This is a genomic window from Pseudomonas sp. SC11 (assembly GCF_047039205.1).
Classification (GTDB): domain Bacteria; phylum Pseudomonadota; class Gammaproteobacteria; order Pseudomonadales; family Pseudomonadaceae; genus Aquipseudomonas; species Aquipseudomonas boreofloridensis.
This window is the reverse complement of sequence record NZ_CP178183.1, coordinates 5,082,069-5,098,666: the sequence shown is the minus strand read 5'-3', so window position 1 is coordinate 5,098,666 and position 16,598 is coordinate 5,082,069. Positions and strand designations below refer to the sequence as shown.

The 16,598-nt window shown below is 66.2% G+C and carries 15 protein-coding genes; 14 read left to right on the top strand and 1 reads right to left on the bottom strand.

Annotation, left to right across the window (positions count from 1 at the left end; genetic code table 11):
- Position 1 precedes the first annotated feature (1 nt).
- From ACK2SD_RS22700 to ACK2SD_RS22690, 3 genes are all read left to right on the top strand, one after another.
- Positions 2 to 598 carry a DUF924 family protein gene (locus ACK2SD_RS22700; protein ID WP_029614710.1) on the top strand — a complete coding sequence of 199 codons (597 nt, stop codon included), beginning with the start codon at positions 2 to 4 and terminating at the stop codon, positions 596 to 598.
- Positions 599 to 803: 205 nt separating this feature from the next.
- Positions 804 to 1,058, top strand: coding sequence for an outer membrane protein assembly factor BamE (gene bamE / locus ACK2SD_RS22695; protein WP_029614711.1), 255 nt, complete (start codon positions 804 to 806; stop codon positions 1,056 to 1,058).
- Complete coding sequence (locus ACK2SD_RS22690; RefSeq protein WP_039582690.1) at positions 1,055 to 1,627, top strand: lipocalin family protein; 573 nt, start codon at positions 1,055 to 1,057, stop codon at positions 1,625 to 1,627. The genes bamE and ACK2SD_RS22690 overlap by 4 nt, the downstream gene beginning before the upstream one ends.
- 45 nt (positions 1,628 to 1,672) lie before the next feature.
- On the opposite strand, the gene ACK2SD_RS22685 is transcribed toward ACK2SD_RS22690, so the two are convergent.
- Positions 1,673 to 3,037, bottom strand: coding sequence for a formimidoylglutamate deiminase (locus ACK2SD_RS22685; protein WP_342649926.1), 1,365 nt, complete (start codon positions 3,035 to 3,037; stop codon positions 1,673 to 1,675).
- Positions 3,038 to 3,178: 141 nt separating this feature from the next.
- Here ACK2SD_RS22685 and hutC point away from each other — a divergent pair, with 141 nt between their 5' ends.
- The 11 genes from hutC to hutG all read left to right on the top strand — a co-directional run bounded on the left by hutC (position 3,179) and on the right by hutG (position 16,573).
- Positions 3,179 to 3,889, top strand: a complete 711-nt coding sequence (gene hutC / locus ACK2SD_RS22680) for a histidine utilization repressor (protein WP_162889581.1) — start codon at positions 3,179 to 3,181, stop codon at positions 3,887 to 3,889.
- Entirely contained in the window at positions 3,886 to 4,461 is a 576-nt protein-coding gene (locus ACK2SD_RS22675) for a HutD family protein (RefSeq protein WP_412460898.1), read from the top strand. Before hutC ends, ACK2SD_RS22675 begins: the two co-directional genes overlap by 4 nt.
- 1,094 nt (positions 4,462 to 5,555) lie before the next feature.
- Positions 5,556 to 7,235 carry a urocanate hydratase gene (gene hutU / locus ACK2SD_RS22670; protein WP_412460897.1) on the top strand — a complete coding sequence of 560 codons (1,680 nt, stop codon included), beginning with the start codon at positions 5,556 to 5,558 and terminating at the stop codon, positions 7,233 to 7,235.
- 93 nt (positions 7,236 to 7,328) lie between these two features.
- Positions 7,329 to 8,297, top strand: coding sequence for an ABC transporter substrate-binding protein (locus tag ACK2SD_RS22665; RefSeq protein ID WP_304484396.1), 969 nt, complete (start codon positions 7,329 to 7,331; stop codon positions 8,295 to 8,297).
- 27 nt (positions 8,298 to 8,324) lie between these two features.
- A complete protein-coding gene (locus ACK2SD_RS22660) occupies positions 8,325 to 9,176 on the top strand; it encodes an ABC transporter permease (protein WP_029614635.1) in 852 nt (283 codons plus the stop codon).
- Positions 9,173 to 10,003 (top strand): quaternary amine ABC transporter ATP-binding protein, encoded by an 831-nt coding sequence (locus ACK2SD_RS22655; protein WP_295486565.1) that lies wholly within the window; start codon positions 9,173 to 9,175, stop codon positions 10,001 to 10,003. The genes ACK2SD_RS22660 and ACK2SD_RS22655 overlap by 4 nt, the downstream gene beginning before the upstream one ends.
- A gap of 8 nt (positions 10,004 to 10,011) precedes the next feature.
- On the top strand, positions 10,012 to 11,535 hold the full coding sequence (locus tag ACK2SD_RS22650) for an HAL/PAL/TAL family ammonia-lyase (protein WP_412460896.1): 1,524 nt from the start codon (positions 10,012 to 10,014) through the stop codon (positions 11,533 to 11,535).
- Positions 11,536 to 11,558: 23 nt separating this feature from the next.
- Positions 11,559 to 13,091, top strand: a complete 1,533-nt coding sequence (gene hutH, locus ACK2SD_RS22645; protein WP_304484400.1) for a histidine ammonia-lyase — start codon at positions 11,559 to 11,561, stop codon at positions 13,089 to 13,091.
- Between the two features lie 45 nt (positions 13,092 to 13,136).
- The gene (locus ACK2SD_RS22640) at positions 13,137 to 14,540 is read left to right on the top strand and encodes an amino acid permease (RefSeq protein ID WP_412460895.1); all 1,404 of its coding nucleotides are present in this window, start codon (positions 13,137 to 13,139) and stop codon (positions 14,538 to 14,540) included.
- Positions 14,541 to 14,555: 15 nt separating this feature from the next.
- On the top strand, positions 14,556 to 15,761 hold the full coding sequence (hutI, locus tag ACK2SD_RS22635; RefSeq protein ID WP_412460894.1) for an imidazolonepropionase: 1,206 nt from the start codon (positions 14,556 to 14,558) through the stop codon (positions 15,759 to 15,761).
- An 8-nt stretch (positions 15,762 to 15,769) separates the two neighbouring features.
- Complete coding sequence (gene hutG / locus ACK2SD_RS22630; protein ID WP_412460893.1) at positions 15,770 to 16,573, top strand: N-formylglutamate deformylase; 804 nt, start codon at positions 15,770 to 15,772, stop codon at positions 16,571 to 16,573.
- Positions 16,574 to 16,598: the final 25 nt, after the last annotated feature.

The following is a 16,598-nucleotide window of genomic DNA, read 5'->3' as shown; positions in this document are numbered from 1 at the left end:
CATGCTCGCACCTTGGCAGCCGTTGCTGGAGTGGTGGTTCGGTTGGGGCAGCAGTGCCCAGGCCGTGGCTGACGAGAAGAGCACGCTGTGGTTCGGCAAGCACCATGACGCCGACGCCCAGGCGCTGTTCGGCGATCAGGTCGAGCAGGCCCTGGCCGGTGGGCTCGAGGACTGGCAGCAGAGCCCGCAAGGCTGGCTGGGGCTGTTGCTGCTGCTCGACCAGCTCCCGCGCATGATCTACCGCGACACGCCGCGCGCCTTCGAGGGCGACCGGCGTGCGCAGGTGGTGGCCATGCAGGGTCTGCAAAAGGGCTGGGATTACCAGTTGCTGCCGATCCAGCGGGTGTTCGTGCTGCTGGTGCTGGAGCACGCCGAGGTGCTGGACTGGCAGAACCTGAGCGTGGAGCGCTACCGCGCGCTGCTGGACGAACAGCCCGAGGCCAACCGTCGTCTGTTCGAAGGCTTCCTCGACTACGCCGAGCAGCACCAGCGAGTGATCGAGCGCTTCGGTCGCTTCCCCCATCGCAACCTGGTGCTCGATCGTCCCAGCACCAGCGAAGAGATGGATTTCCTGCTCGAACCGGGCTCCCGGTTCTGAGTTGACGGGGCCCGCTTCCGGGCTCCGTTTTCCCCTTGCATCGCCCTTGACGCACCGCGCTTACACGCGGTGCGTCGTGGTGGGCGTGTGCCGACGAACGGTCTGATACGAAAGCTGGCTTGTCAGGGAACCGGGGAGGCATTTTCGCTTCTAAGGGCTCTGCAGGCCGTCTCGCCTGTTGCATTCATCTCCAGGAGAGCCCTTCATGTCGTTGCGTTCTATCGCCCTGCTGTCGTTGATGGTCGTGCTGACCGCGTGCAGCAAGATCAACCAGGAAAACTACGCCAAGCTCAAGGCCGGCATGACCAAGGTCGAGGTCGAGCAATTGCTCGGCACGCCGAAGGAATGCTCCGGTGCGCTGGGTATGAGCAGTTGTACCTGGGGCGACGAGAGCAGCTTCATCAGCGTCCAGTACGCCGCTGACAAAGTGCTGATGTACTCCGGGCAGGGCCTCAAATGAAGCGCTGGCCTGTGCTGCTGGCGCTGGGTTTGGCGCTGGCGCTGGGCGGCTGTGCGAGTTCGTCGGTGGATCCGCTGGCGCCCAAGACCGCCGGCCACGTCGACCTCAAGCGCTATCAGGGCAAATGGTACGAACTGGCGCGCTTGCCGATGCGCTTCCAGCAGGACTGCGCGCAGTCCGAAGCCCATTACAACCTCAAGCCCGATGGCAGCCTGGGCGTGCTCAATCGCTGCCGCACCGAGGGTGACGAGTGGCTGCGCGCCGAGGGCCATGCGGGCATTGAAGAGCCGGGGCACACCGACAAGCTGTGGGTGGAGTTCGACAATTGGTTCAGCCGCCTGGTGCCGGGTCTGACCCGCGCCGATTACTGGATTCTGTACGTGGACGAGCACTACCAGACGGCAATCGTCGGCAGTCCGAACCGTCGCTACCTGTGGATCTTGTCGCGGACCCCGAGCCTGCCGGCCTGGCAGCGCGAGCACTTGCTGTCCAAGGCGCGCCAGCAGGGCTATGACACCAGCCGGCTGGTCTGGCGTGTGTCGGACAAGCAGATCGTCGCCCGGCACTGATCGGTGCGAATCGCGCGGCCCTCTACTAAAGTGGCCGCGCTTCACTCAGCCCAGTAATGCGCGCAACACCTGCGCGAACGCCTGGGCACTGTCGTCTTCCAGGGCATGGCGCCCCTGTCTCACCACCCACCGCCCATTGACCATCACGTCGCGCACCTGCCGGTCGCTGCCGGCGAACAGCCAGCGGTTGAGCACGGCGTCGCCCTGCGAGGTGGCGATGTACGGATCCTGACCGTCGAGCACCAGCCAGTCGGCGCGCTTGCCGACCGCCAGTTCGCCGACGTTTTGCCCCAGCGCCTGCGCGCCGCCGGCCACGGCCGCGTCGAACAGCGTGCGGCCGACCATCGGCTGGTCGCTGCGGTACAAGCGGTTGCGGCGCTGGTCGCGCAGGCGCTGGCCGTACTCCAGCCAGCGCAGTTCCTCGACCACGCTGAGCGAGACATGGCTGTCCGAGCCGATGCCCAGGCGTCCGCCCTGGGCAAGGAACGCCACGGCCGGAAACAGGCCGTCGCCCAAGTTGGCCTCGGTGGTCAGGCACAGCCCGGCCACCGCGCCGCTGCGCGCCATGGCGCTGACTTCGTCGGCTTCGGCATGGGTGGCGTGGACCAGGCACCAGCGCTGATCCACCGGCACGTGCTCATACAGCCACTGCAAAGGGCGGCGCCCGCTCCAGCTCAGGCAGTCGTCGACTTCCTTCTGTTGCTCGGCGATATGGATATGCACCGGGCAGGTGGCATCGCTGGCCTGCAGCACCTCGGCGATCTGCCGTGGGGTGACCGCGCGCAGCGAGTGGAAGCACAGCCCCAGGTGTTGCGCAGGGTGTGCGGCCACGAGCGGCGCGAGTTGCTGCTGCAGGCGCAGGTACTGTTCGGTGGAATTGATGAAGCGGCGCTGGCCGTCGTTCGGAGCCTGCCCGCCAAAGCCGGAATGGCTGTAGAGCACCGGCAGCAGGGTGAGGCCGATACCGCTGGCGCTGGCGGCAGCGCTGACCTGGCGTGACAGCTCGGTGGGGTCGGCGTACGGCTGGCCGGCGGCGTCATGGTGCACGTAGTGGAACTCGGCCACCGAGGTGTAGCCGGCCTTGAGCATCTCGATGTAGAGCTGGCGGGCGATGACCTGCAACTGGTCGGGGGTGATCAGGCCGACCAGGCGGTACATCAGGTCGCGCCAGGTCCAGAAGCTGTCATTGGGGTTGCCGACCACTTCGGCCAGGCCCGCCATGGCGCGCTGGAAGGCGTGCGAATGCAGGTTGGGCATGCCCGGCAGCAGCGGGCCGGCGAGGCGCTCGGCACCTTCGGCACTGGCGTCGCAGTCCAGGCGTTGGATCTGTCCGTTGGCGCAGACTTCCAGGCGCACGTTGCTGGCCCAGCCCGAAGGCAGCAGGGCACGTTCGGCGAAATAGGCGGACATCGGTCGGTCACCCTGTGGTTATTTGTATATACATATACAGACGTTTGCCTGCCGGGTAAACTGCGGCAAGCTACCGCCACTCACTTTGCACAAGGATGCACGACCGTGCCGACACCCTCCGTCTCCGCGCTGGTGGCCCAGATGGGCGAAGGGCCGGCGCCGCTGTATGCCCGGGTCAAGCAGATGATCGTCCAGCAGATCGAAACCGGCAGTTGGCCGCCGCATCACCGCGTGCCGTCGGAGAGCGAGCTGGTCAGCCAGTTGGGCTTCAGCCGCATGACCATCAACCGCGCCCTGCGCGAGCTCACTGCCGACGGGCTGCTGGTGCGCATGCAGGGTGTCGGCACCTTCGTCGCCGAGCCCAAGACCCGCTCGGCGCTGTTCGAAGTCAACAACATCGCCGATGAGATCGCCAGTCGCGGCCATCGGCACCGCTGTCAGGTGATCGTCCTCGCCGAGGAAGCGGCCGGCTCCGAACGCGCCCTGGCGCTGGACATGCGCGAAGGCCAGCGGGTGTTTCATTCGCTGATCGTGCACTTCGAAAACGAGGTGCCGGTGCAGATCGAAGACCGCTACGTCAACGCCGCCATCGCGCCGGGTTACCTGGAGCAGGACTTCACCCGGCAGACGCCCTACGCCTATTTGTCGCAAGTGGCGCCTTTGACCGAGGGCGAGCATGTGGTCGAGGCGATCCTGGCGGAGCCGGACGAATGCCAGTTGTTGCAGATCGAGCGTGGTGAACCTTGCTTGCTCATTCGTCGACGTACGTGGTCGGGGCGTCAGCCGGTCACCGCGGCGCGGCTGATTCACCCTGGCTCGCGCCATCGCCTGGAAGGACGGTTCAGCAAATGAGCGAGGTCCGTGTGTTGCGTGCCCGCGATTATCCGCGCATGCCCTGGAAGAACGGGGGTGGCTCCACTGAAGAAATTGCCCGCGATGCGGGGGAGGGGCTCGAGGGCTTTGGCTGGCGGTTGTCGATTGCCGATATCGAGTCTTCTGGGGGCTTTTCACGGTTTGCGGGGTATCAGCGGATCATCAGTGTGTTGCAGGGTGATGGTATGTACTTGACGGTGGATGGGCAGCGGAGCCGGTTGTTGCGGGTGTTCGATGCCTTTGCCTTCAAGGGGGACAGTGAGGTGGCTTGTACGTTGCCTGGTGGGGGGATTCGGGATTTCAACCTCATTTATGCGCCTGATCTTTATAGGGCTCGGTTGCAGTGGTTTGAAGGGCGGGCGCGGTTCTTTAGTGATGCTGGGACGGTGGTGGTGTTTGCCGGGGGCGGGGAGGTGGGGGTTGAGGTTGATGGGGATGGGGTTTTGTTGGGGGGTTATGACTGTTTGATGGTGAGTGGTCGTGAGGGGGTGGTGGGGGTTGAGGTTTCTGGGGGGTGTTGTGTTGTTGAGTTGACTCGGGTTGGTGGGTGATTGGCTGTTGGGGGTTTGGGGTTTGGGTTTTGGGGGGCTGCTTTTTTTGGTGGGCTTATCCGGTGGATTGGGTGAGGCTGATTCACCTTTTCGCCCTTACGGCGACCCCCTTTTTTTCTTGGAAAAAAGGGGGGCAAAAACCGCTTGCTCCCGCATCCGGCCCCTTCGCTGCGCTGCGGGGTTCCCTCGCGCCGGTGGCACTCCGGGGGTACCGCGCTTAGGGGCCATCCATGGCCCCAAGCGCTTGACGGGCATCCATGCCCGTCAACCCCCTCCGAGCCACCTCTGCTCGGCCTCCTGAAGTCGCGATGGGCGGCGTCTGCACGATTGCGCGCTTAGACGCGGGGCGGTGGGGCAGATGTGCTGGTGCGCTGCGCGATCGAATCGCCGTTGCCGTTGCCGTTGCCGTTGCCGTTGCCGTTGCCGTTGCCGTTGCCGTTGCCGTTGATCTTGATCTTCGTGCGCGGTAGTTCAAACGCCGCCCATCGCGACCTCAGGAGGCCGAGCAGAGGCGTTGCGCAGGGAGGTGACGGGCATGGATGCCCGTCAAGCGCTTGGGGCCAGGACGGCCCCTAAGCGCGGTCCTCCCGGAGCGACGCCGGCGCGAGGGAACCCCTGCGCGTAGCGCAGGGGCCGTATGCGGGAGCAAGCGGTTTTTGCCCCCTTTTTCCCAAGAGAAAAAGGGGGTCGCCGTAAAGGCGAAAAGGTGACTAAAACCCACCACAAATCAAAGAGTTGCAACAAAAATCCACAATCCCCCGCCCACAATCCCCCAAAAAACCCCCGAGCCCCCAGTTACCCGTAACGCCCCCCAACAGCCCACACTGTTACCAATCGCCCCGAAATAGCGCAAATCCCCCAACCACCCCCCACCCGACAACCCCACCCCAAAACCATCATCACCCCGCCAACCACAAGGCCCCCAGCCACCCCACCCACCCCCCCCAAAAAACTTGGCAATCCAATTGCATATGCTTGTATGTACAAGTAAAGCCAAGCGCGCCACAGTGGACTGGCTGTCCCCCAGCGCAACAGTGACACCCCGGCCCGCCACTCTCATCGGGTTCGCCCAGATCGCTCAAGGAGCATTGTTCGTGACTGACCAAAAGCCCACCACCTTCCGTGACGTCGAGATCCGTGCCCCCCGTGGCACCCAGCTGAACGCCAAAAGCTGGCTGACCGAAGCCCCCCTGCGCATGCTGATGAACAACCTCGACCCCGAAGTGGCCGAGAACCCCAAGGAATTGGTGGTGTACGGCGGTATCGGCCGCGCAGCGCGCAACTGGGAGTGCTACGACAAGATCGTGTCCAGCCTCAAGGCACTGAACGACGACGAAACCCTCCTGGTGCAGTCCGGCAAACCCGTCGGCGTGTTCAAGACCCACCGCGACGCACCACGGGTATTGATCGCCAACTCCAACCTGGTGCCGCACTGGGCCAACTGGGAACACTTCAACGAACTCGACGCCAAGGGCCTGGCCATGTACGGCCAGATGACCGCCGGCAGCTGGATCTACATCGGCAGCCAAGGCATCGTCCAAGGCACCTATGAAACCTTCGTCGAGGCCGGTCGCCAGCACTATCAGGGCAACCTCACCGGCAAGTGGGTGCTCACCGCCGGCCTGGGCGGCATGGGCGGTGCCCAGCCGCTGGCCGCCACCCTGGCTGGCGCCTGCTCGCTGAACATCGAGTGCCAGCAGACCAGCATCGACTTCCGCCTGCGCACCCGCTACGTCGACGAACAGGCCAGCGACCTGGACGACGCCCTGGCGCGCATCGCCCGCTACACCGCCGAAGGCAAGGCCATCTCCATCGCCTTGCACGGCAACGCTGCCGATATCCTCCCCGAACTGGTCAAGCGTGGCGTGCGCCCGGACATGGTCACCGACCAGACCAGCGCCCACGACCCACTCAACGGTTACCTGCCCAGCGGCTGGACCTGGGAGCAGTACCGCGAGCAGGCCAAGCGCGATCCCGCCGGCACCGTCAAGGCCGCCAAACGCTCGATGGCCGTGCACGTGCAGGCCATGCTCGACTTCCAGAAGGCCGGCGTGCCGACCTTCGACTACGGCAACAACATCCGCCAGATGGCCCAGGAGGAGGGCGTGAACAACGCCTTCGACTTCCCAGGCTTCGTGCCGGCCTACATCCGTCCGCTGTTCTGCCGCGGCATCGGTCCGTTCCGCTGGGCGGCGCTGTCCGGCGACGCGCAGGACATCTACAAGACCGACGCCAAGGTCAAGGAACTGATCCCCGACGACGAGCACCTGCACCGCTGGCTGGACATGGCCCGCGAGCGCATCGCCTTCCAGGGCCTGCCGGCGCGCATCTGCTGGGTCGGCCTGGGCCAGCGCGCCAAGTTGGGCCTGGCGTTCAACGAAATGGTGCGCAGCGGCGAGCTGTCGGCGCCGGTGGTGATCGGCCGCGATCACCTGGACTCCGGCTCCGTGGCCAGCCCCAACCGCGAGACCGAAGCCATGCAGGACGGCTCCGATGCCGTGTCCGACTGGCCGCTGCTCAACGCCCTGCTCAACACCGCAGGCGGCGCCACCTGGGTTTCGCTGCACCACGGCGGCGGCGTGGGCATGGGCTTCTCCCAGCATTCGGGTGTGGTGATCGTGTGCGACGGCACCGACGAAGCCGCTGCGCGTATCGCTCGGGTGTTGACCAACGACCCCGCCACCGGGGTCATGCGCCACGCCGATGCCGGGTATGAAATCGCTGTCGAATGCGCCAAAGAGCAGGGATTGAACCTGCCGATGATCACGGGTTGATCGGAGGGCCTGGGCGCGCCATGCAGCCCAGGCCATCCCACTTCTTTGCAAGGACTGCCGAATTCCACTTCTAAAGTTTGGGAGCGTCACGCAATGAAAACCAACAAGACCTTGCTTGCTTCGCTGTTCGCCGTTGGCCTGCTCGGCACCGCCGGTGCCACGCAGGCCGCGACCTGGTGCGAGTCCGGCAAACCGGTGAAATTCGCCGGGCTGAACTGGGAAAGCGGCATGCTGCTGACCGACCTGATGCAGTTCGTGCTGGAAAAGGGCTACGGCTGCAAGACCGACAGCCTGCCGGGCAACTCCATCACCATGGAGAACGCCCTGGGCAGCAACGACATCCAGGTGTTCGCCGAAGAATGGGTCGGACGCAGCGAGGTGTGGAAGAAGGCCGAGGCGGCCGGCAAGGTGGTGGGCGTCGGCGCCCCGGTGGTTGGGGCGGTCGAGGGCTGGTACGTGCCGCGCTACGTGATCGAGGGCGATGCCAAGCGCAAGCTCGAGGCCAAGGCGCCTGACCTGAAGAGCGTCGCCGACCTGGGCAAGTACGCCAGCGTGTTCAAAGACCCTGAGGAACCGAGCAAGGGCCGCTTCTACAACTGCCCGGCCGGCTGGACCTGCGAGCTGGACAACACCCAGATGCTCAAGGACTACGGCCTGCAAGACACCTACACCAACTTCCGCCCCGGCACCGGGCCTGCGCTCGATGCTGCCGCGCTGTCGAGCTACAAGCGCGGCGAGCCGATCCTGTTCTACTACTGGACACCCACGCCGCTGATGGGCCAGGTGGACCTGGTCAAGCTCGAGGAAAAACCGGGCGTGGACAAGACCGTGTCGATCAAGGTCGGCCTGTCGAAAGCCTTCCATGACCAGGCCCCCGAATTGGTCGGCGTGCTGGAGAAGGTCAACATCCCCATCGACCTGCTCAACCAGAACCTGGGCCGCATGAGCAAGGAGCGCATCGAGTCGGCGAAACTGGCGAAGATCTTCCTCAAGGAACATCCTGAGGTGTGGCAGGCGTGGGTCAGCGAAGACGCTGCCAAGAAGATCAACGCGGCGCTGTGAGCGTCCTCACCCTGATGAGTGCAGCCTATGTTTCCTGACAACCTCACGTTCTCCATCGCCGACTGGGTCAATGGCTGGGTCGATGCGCTGGTGACCCACTACGGCGATGTGTTCCGGCACATCTCCGACACCCTGCTGTGGGCCATCGTCAACCTCGAAGGCCTGCTGCGTGCCACGCCCTGGTGGCTGATGCTGGCGCTGGTTGGCGTGCTCGCCTGGCACGCCACCCGGCGTCTGCTGCCCACGCTGGTGATCGTCGGCCTGCTGTTCCTGGTCGGTGCGGTCGGGCTGTGGGACAAGCTCATGCAGACCCTGGCACTGATGCTGGTGGCCACGTTGATCTCGGTGTTGATCGGCATCCCGCTGGGCATTCTCTCGGCGCGCAGCAACCGCCTGCGGGCGGTGCTGATGCCGCTGCTGGACATCATGCAGACCATGCCCAGCTTCGTGTACCTGATTCCGGTGCTGATGCTGTTCGGCCTGGGCAAGGTGCCGGCGATCTTCGCCACCGTCATCTACGCCGCGCCACCGTTGATCCGCCTCACCGACCTGGGCATCCGCCAGGTCGACCGGGAAGTGATGGAGGCGATCAACGCCTTCGGCGCCAACCGCTGGCAGCAGCTGTTCGGCGTGCAGTTGCCGCTGGCGCTGCCGAGCATCATGGCCGGGATCAACCAGACCACCATGATGGCCCTGTCGATGGTGGTGATCGCCTCGATGATCGGCGCCCGAGGCCTGGGCGAAGACGTGCTGGTGGGCATCCAGACCCTCAACGTCGGTCGCGGCCTGGAAGCGGGCCTGGCCATCGTCATCCTCGCGGTGGTGATCGACCGCATTACCCAGGCCTATGGCCGGCCCCGTCACGAGGTGAACCCATGAGCGCCCAGCCGATCGGCAAGATCGAAGTGAAGAACGTCTTCAAGATCTTCGGCGAGCGTGCCGCCGACGCGCTGCAACTGATCCGCGACGGGCGCAGCAAGGAGCAAGTGCTGAGCCAGACCGGCTGCGTGGTCGGGGTCAACGACCTGTCGCTGTCGATCGGCAGCGGCGAGATCTTCGTCATCATGGGCCTGTCCGGCTCGGGCAAGTCGACCCTGGTGCGTCACTTCAACCGCCTGATCGATCCCACCAGCGGGCAGATCCTGGTCGATGGCCAGGACATCCTGCAGTACGACATGGACGCCCTGCGTGATTTCCGCCGGCGCAAGATCAGCATGGTGTTCCAGAGCTTCGGCCTGCTGCCGCACCGCAACGTGCTGGACAACGTCGCCTACGGGCTGAAGGTGCGCGGCGAAAGCAAGGCGACCTGCCAGGCCCGTGCCTTGCAGTGGATCGAGACCGTGGGCCTGAAGGGCTACGAGAAGAAGTACCCGCACCAACTCTCCGGCGGCATGCGCCAGCGTGTGGGCCTGGCCCGGGCACTGGCGGCCGACACCGACATCATCCTCATGGACGAGGCCTTCAGTGCCCTCGACCCGCTGATCCGTGCCGAGATGCAGGACCAACTGCTGGAGCTGCAGAAGACCCTGCACAAGACCATCGTGTTCATCACCCACGACCTGGACGAGGCGGTGCGCATCGGCAACCGCATCGCCATCCTCAAGGACGGTCGTCTGATCCAGGTGGGCACGCCGCAGGAAATCCTGCACTCGCCGGCCGACGAGTACGTCGACCGCTTCGTCCAGCGCCGCGCCGTCGCGGTATGAGGAGCCCCATGTCGAACCCTGAAGTGGTGCTGCTCGGCGACGGCCCGGTGCGCTGGCAGCACATCGCCGCCGTGGCCCGACGCGCTGCGCGCCTGGAATTGACGCCGACGGTGTGGGCACGCATCGACAATGCCCAGGCCATCGTGCGCCGCATCGTCGACAGCGGCGAGCGCGCCTATGGCGTCAACACCGGCCTGGGGGCGCTGTGCAACGTGTCGCTGGCTGGCGAGCAATTGAGCGCGCTGTCGCGCAACACCCTGCTCAGCCACGCCTGCGGTGTCGGCCCGGCGCTGCCGGACGAACAGACCCGGGCGATCATCTGCGCGGCCATCGTCAACTACAGTCATGGCCATTCGGGCGTGCAACGGGCGGTGGTCGAGGCGTTGCTGGCGCTGCTCGAACACGGCATCACGCCGCAGGTGCCATCCCAGGGCTCGGTGGGGTATCTCACGCACATGGCCCATGTCGGGGTGTGCCTGCTGGGGGTGGGGCAGGTCAGCTATCGCGGGCGCATTGTCGCGGCTGCCGAGGCCCTGGCCGACGCGGGCCTTGCGCCCGTGCAACTGGGCGCCAAGGACGGTTTGTGCCTGGTCAACGGCACGCCCTGCATGACCGGTCTGGCCTGCCTGGCCCTGGACGATGCCCAGCGCCTGCTGGACTGGGCCGACGTGATCGGCGCCATGAGCTTCGAGGCGCTGCGCGGCCAGATCGCCGCGTTCGATCCCGAGATCATCGCGCTCAAGCCGCATCCGGGGATGCAGGTGGTGGGCGAGCACCTGCGCGCGCTGCTGGCCGGCAGCGAGGTGATCGCCGCCAGCGAAGGCATCCGCACCCAGGATGCCCTGAGCATTCGTTCGATCCCCCAGGTGCACGGCGCGGCCCGCGATCAACTGGCCCACGCGGTGCGCCAGGTCGAGGCCGAGCTCAATGGCGCCAACGACAACCCCCTGCTGCTCGGCACCCCCGATGACTTTCGCGTGGTCTCGCAGGCCAACCCCCATGGTCAGTCGGTGGCGCTGGCCAGCGACCTGCTGGCGATCGCCATGGCCGAGATCGGCGCCATCGCCGAGCGGCGCCTGGACCGGCTGGTCAACCCGCTGGTCAGCGGCCTGCCGGCGTTCCTGGTCAGCGAGCCCGGCGTCAACTCCGGGATGATGATCGCCCAGTACGTGGCCGCCTCGCTGTGCGCTCAGAACCGCCAACTGGCGCAGCCGGCGGTGCTGGACAACTTCGTCACCTCGGGGCTTCAGGAAGATCACCTGAGCCTGGGCACCAATGCCGCACTGAAGCTGCACCAGGTACTGGAGAACTGCACGCAGATCCTCGCCATCGAGTACCTGCTGGCGGCCCAGGCCTTCGAGTTCCACGCCGACCACCGCCTGGGCGCGGGCACTGGGGCCGCGTGGCGGCAACTGCGCGCGTGCGTCCCAGCCTATTGCCAGGACCGCTGGCTGGCGCCGGACATCGCCACCGCCGCGCGCCTGCTCAAAGACCCTCGACTGCCGCAGCCGCTGCTGGCGGCACGGCACTGAACACAATAACAAGGAGCTATCACATGGACGCTTTGACCCTGACCCCCGGCCAGCTCAGCCTGGCCCAACTGCGCCGCATTCACCAGGCGCCGGTGAGCCTGAGCCTGGATGCAGGCGCCGCCGAGGCCATCGACGCCAGCGTCGCCTGCGTCGAGCGCATCCTCGCCGAGGACCGCACCGCCTATGGCATCAACACCGGCTTCGGCCTGCTGGCCTCGACCCGCATCGCCAGCCACGACCTGGAAAACCTGCAGCGCTCGCTGGTGCTGTCCCACGCCGCCGGTATCGGTGCGCCGCTGGACGATGCACTGGTGCGGCTGATCATGGTGCTGAAGATCAACAGCCTGGCGCGGGGCTTCTCCGGCATCCGTCGGCAGGTCATCGACGCGCTGATCGCCTTGGTCAACGCCGAGGTCTATCCGCACATCCCGCTCAAGGGCTCGGTCGGGGCCTCGGGCGACCTGGCGCCGCTGGCGCACATGTCGCTGGTGCTGCTGGGCGAAGGCAAGGCGCGCCACCAAGGCCAGTGGCTGGACGCCCGTGAGGCGCTGGCGGTGGCGGGACTGCAGCCGCTGACGTTGGCCGCCAAGGAAGGCCTGGCGCTGCTCAATGGCACCCAGGCATCCACCGCCTATGCCCTGCGCGGGCTGTTCCAGGCCGAAGACCTGTTCGCCGCAGCCATCGCCTGCGGCGCGCTCACCGTGGAGGCGGCACTGGGCTCGCGTGCGCCGTTCGATGCCCGCGTGCATGCGGTGCGCGGCCAGCGTGGGCAGATCGACGCGGCGGCCTGCTACCGCGACCTGCTGGGCGATTCCACCGAGGTGTCGCAGTCGCACAAGCATTGCGGCAAGGTCCAGGATCCCTATTCGCTGCGCTGCCAGCCGCAGGTGATGGGCGCCTGCCTGACGCAGATGCGCCAGGCCGCCGAGGTGCTGGCCATCGAGTCCAACGCCGTGTCGGACAACCCGCTGGTGTTCGCCGCCGAGGACGAAGTGATTTCCGGCGGCAACTTCCACGCCGAGCCGGTGGCCATGGCGGCCGACAACCTGGCCCTGGCCATCGCCGAGATCGGCGCGCTGAGCGAGCGGCGCATCTCGCTGATGATGGACAAGCACATGTCGCAGTTGCCGCCTTTCCTGGTGGAGAACGGCGGGGTCAACTCCGGCTTCATGATCGCCCAGGTCACCGCTGCCGCGCTGGCCAGCGAAAACAAGGCCCTGTCGCACCCGCACAGCGTCGACAGCCTGCCCACCTCCGCCAACCAGGAAGACCACGTCTCCATGGCCCCGGCGGCGGGCAAGCGCCTGTGGGAAATGGCCGAGAACACCCGTGGGGTGCTGGCCATCGAATGGCTGGGCGCCTGCCAGGGGTTGGACCTGCGCGAAGGGCTGAAAACCTCGGCGAAGCTGGAGCAGGCGCGTGTCACCCTGCGCCGTGAAGTCCCGCACTACGACCGCGACCGCTTCTTCGCACCGGACATCGAGGTGGCGGTGGACCTGCTGGCCGAGGGGCGTCTCACCGGCTTGTTGCCGGCGGGGGTTCTGCCGAGTCTGTGATTGCTGTCCAGGCCCTCTCCAGCAGCCCAACGATAAGGACGACTCATGCAGCAGGCACAAGGACTCAAACGCGCGCTGACCGCCCGGCACATCCGCTTCATGGCCCTCGGTTCGGCCATCGGCACCGGGCTGTTCTACGGCTCGGCCTCGGCGATCCAGATGGCCGGGCCGGCGGTGCTGCTGGCCTACCTGATCGGTGGCGCGGCGGTTTTCATGGTCATGCGCGCGCTCGGTGAAATGGCCGTGCACAATCCTGTGGCCGGCTCATTTGGCCAATACGCCAGTACCTATCTCGGTCCGCTGGCCGGGTTCGTCCTGGGCTGGACCTACGCCTTCGAGATGATCATCGTCTGCATCGCCGACGTCACCGCCTTCGGCATCTACATGGGCTTCTGGTTTCCCGAGGTGCCGCGCTGGATCTGGGTGCTGGGCATCGTGTTCCTGATCGGCGCGCTGAACCTGTGCAACGTCAAGGTGTTCGGTGAGCTGGAGTTCTGGCTGTCGCTGCTGAAGGTCGGCGCCATCGTCGCGATGATCCTCGCCGGCTTCGGCATCATGGCCTTCGGCCTGGGCCAGGCGGGCGGCGACCCGGCACTCGGGGTTGGCAACCTGTTCGCCCACGGCGGTTTCCTGCCCAATGGCGTCGCCGGGCTGATCGCCTCCTTTGCGGTGGTGATGTTCGCCTTCGGCGGCATCGAGATCATCGGCATCACGGCGGGCGAGGCGCAGGACCCGCGACGCGTCATTCCCAAGGCGATCAACGCGGTGCCGCTGCGCATCCTGCTGTTCTACGTGCTCACCCTGTTCGTGCTGATGTGCCTGTACCCCTGGCCGCAGATCGGCACCCAGGGCAGTCCGTTCGTGCAGATCTTCAGCCACCTGGGCATCGGCTCGGCAGCGGCGGTGTTGAACGTGGTGGTGATTTCGGCAGCGGTGTCGGCGATCAACAGCGACATCTTCGGCGCCGGACGCATGATGTACGGGCTGGCCGAGCAGGGCCAGGCACCACGCGGCTTCGCCCGGTTGTCGCGGCACGGCGTGCCGTGGCTGACGGTGCTGGTGATGGGCGCCGCGCTGCTGCTGGGCGTGCTGCTCAATTACCTGATCCCGGAGAACGTGTTCCTGCTGATCGCCTCGATCGCCACCTTCGCCACGGTGTGGGTGTGGTTGATGATCCTGCTGACCCAGGTGGCCATGCGCCGACGCCTGGACCGCGAGCAAACCGCCGCGCTGGCCTTCCCGGTGCCGTTCTGGCCCTGGGGGCCGGCGCTGGCGATCGTATTCATGTTGTTCATTTTCGGTGTGCTCGGCTACTTCCCGGACACCCAGGCGGCGCTGCTGGTGGGCGTGGTCTGGGTGGTGTTCCTGGTGCTGTCCTACCGGCTGTGGTGCAAACCGCGCGCCGGTGGCGGCCAGGTCGCCCGGGAGCAGGCCGAGCTGCACCGCTGACGTGTGGAGCGCACTATGAGAACCCTCTGGCAGAACTGCCATATCGCCACCATGGCGCAGGGCAACTACTCGACGATCGAGCAGGCAGCGATCGTCAGCAATGCCGGGCTGATCGAATGGATCGGCGCGCAGGCGGACGTCCCCAGCGTCGAGGCCGAGCGGGTGGTCGACCTGGGCGGTGCCTGGGTCACCCCCGGCTTGATCGATTGCCACACCCACGCCGTGTTCGGCGGCAACCGCAGCGGCGAATTCGAGCAGCGCCTGCAAGGCGTCAGCTATGCCGAGATCGCCGCCAACGGCGGTGGCATCGCCAGCACCGTGCGCGCCACCCGTGCGGCCAGCGAGGACGCCCTGCTGGCCAGCGCCCGCCAACGCGTGCAAGCGTTGCTGCGCGATGGCGTGACCACCCTGGAGATCAAGTCCGGCTACGGGCTGGACCTGGTCAACGAACGCAAGATGCTACGCGTGGCCCGCCGCCTCGGCGAGGAACTGCCGGTGACCGTGCGCGCCACCTGCCTGGCCGCCCACGCGCTGCCACCGGAGTACGCTGGGCGCGCCGACGCCTACATCGACCTGGTCTGCGAGCAGATGCTGCCGGCTCTGGCCAGCGAAGGGCTGATCGATGCGGTGGATGCGTTCTGCGAGCACCTGGCATTCTCCCCGGCCCAGGTCGAACGGGTATTCATCAAGGCCCGTGAACTGGGCCTGCCGGTGAAGCTGCATGCCGAGCAGTTGTCGTCGCTGCATGGATCGAGCCTGGCGGCGCGCTACCAGGCGCTGTCGGCCGATCACCTGGAGTTCATGACCGAAGACGATGCCATCGCCATGGCCAAGGCCGGCAGCGTGGCGGTGCTGCTGCCGGGCGCGTTCTATTTCCTGCGCGAGACCCAGTTGCCGCCCTTGGACGCCCTGCGTCGGCATGGCGTGAAGATCGCCCTGTCCAGCGACCTCAACCCCGGCACCTCGCCGGTGCTGTCGCTGCGCTTGATGCTGAACATGGGCTGCACCCTGTTCCGTATGACGCCGGAAGAGGCGCTGGCCGGGGTGACCGTGCATGCCGCCACCGCCCTGGGGCTTGGCGCCAGCCACGGCACGCTGGAGGTCGGCAAGGTGGCCGATTTCGTCGCCTGGCAGATCGACCGTCCCGCCGACCTGGCCTACTGGCTCGGCGGCGACCTGCCCAAGCGTGTGGTGCGCCTGGGCCATGAAATTTCCCATTGAGAGGCGTCATGGACAAGGTATTGAGTTTTCACGCAGGCCGCCTGCCGTTGTTGGTCAGCATGCCCCATGCCGGTCTCGCGCTGACGCCGACGGTGCAGGCGGGTTTGGTAGAGTCAGCACGTGGCCTGCCGGACACCGACTGGCACATTCCGCAGCTCTACGATTTCGTCGGCGAACTGGGCGCCAGCGTAGTGGCGGCGCACTACTCGCGGTTCGTCATCGACCTCAACAGGCCCGACGATGACAAACCGTTGTACGTCGGCGCCACCACGGGTCTGTATCCGGCCACGCTGTTCGAGGGCGAGCCGCTGTTCAAGGACGGTCAGGCACCGTCGGCCGAAGCGCGCGCCAGCTACCTGGCGCAGATCTGGCGCCCCTACCACGACACCCTGCGTCAGGAGCTGGAACGCCTGCGCGCCGAGTTCGGCTATGCGCTGCTGTGGGACGCCCACTCGATCCGCTCGCACATCCCGCACCTGTTCGACGGCAAGCTGCCGGACTTCAACCTCGGCACCTTCAACGGCGCAAGCTGCGATGCGCAGTTGGCCGAGCGCTTGCAGGCGGTCTGCGCCCAGGCGCCGAACTACAGCCATGTGCTCAACGGGCGCTTCAAGGGCGGGCACATCACCCGCCACTATGGCGATCCGGCGCAGCACATTCATGCCGTGCAACTGGAACTGGCGCAGAGCACCTACATGAACGAAGTGGCGCCATTCGAGTACCGCGCAGAGCTAGCACGGCCCACCCAGGCCGTGCTGCGGCAACTGCTGGAAACCCTGCTGGACTGGGGCAAGGCGCGCTACGGCCGGTAGCCGTAGCGCCCCGATCAGCGGCCGA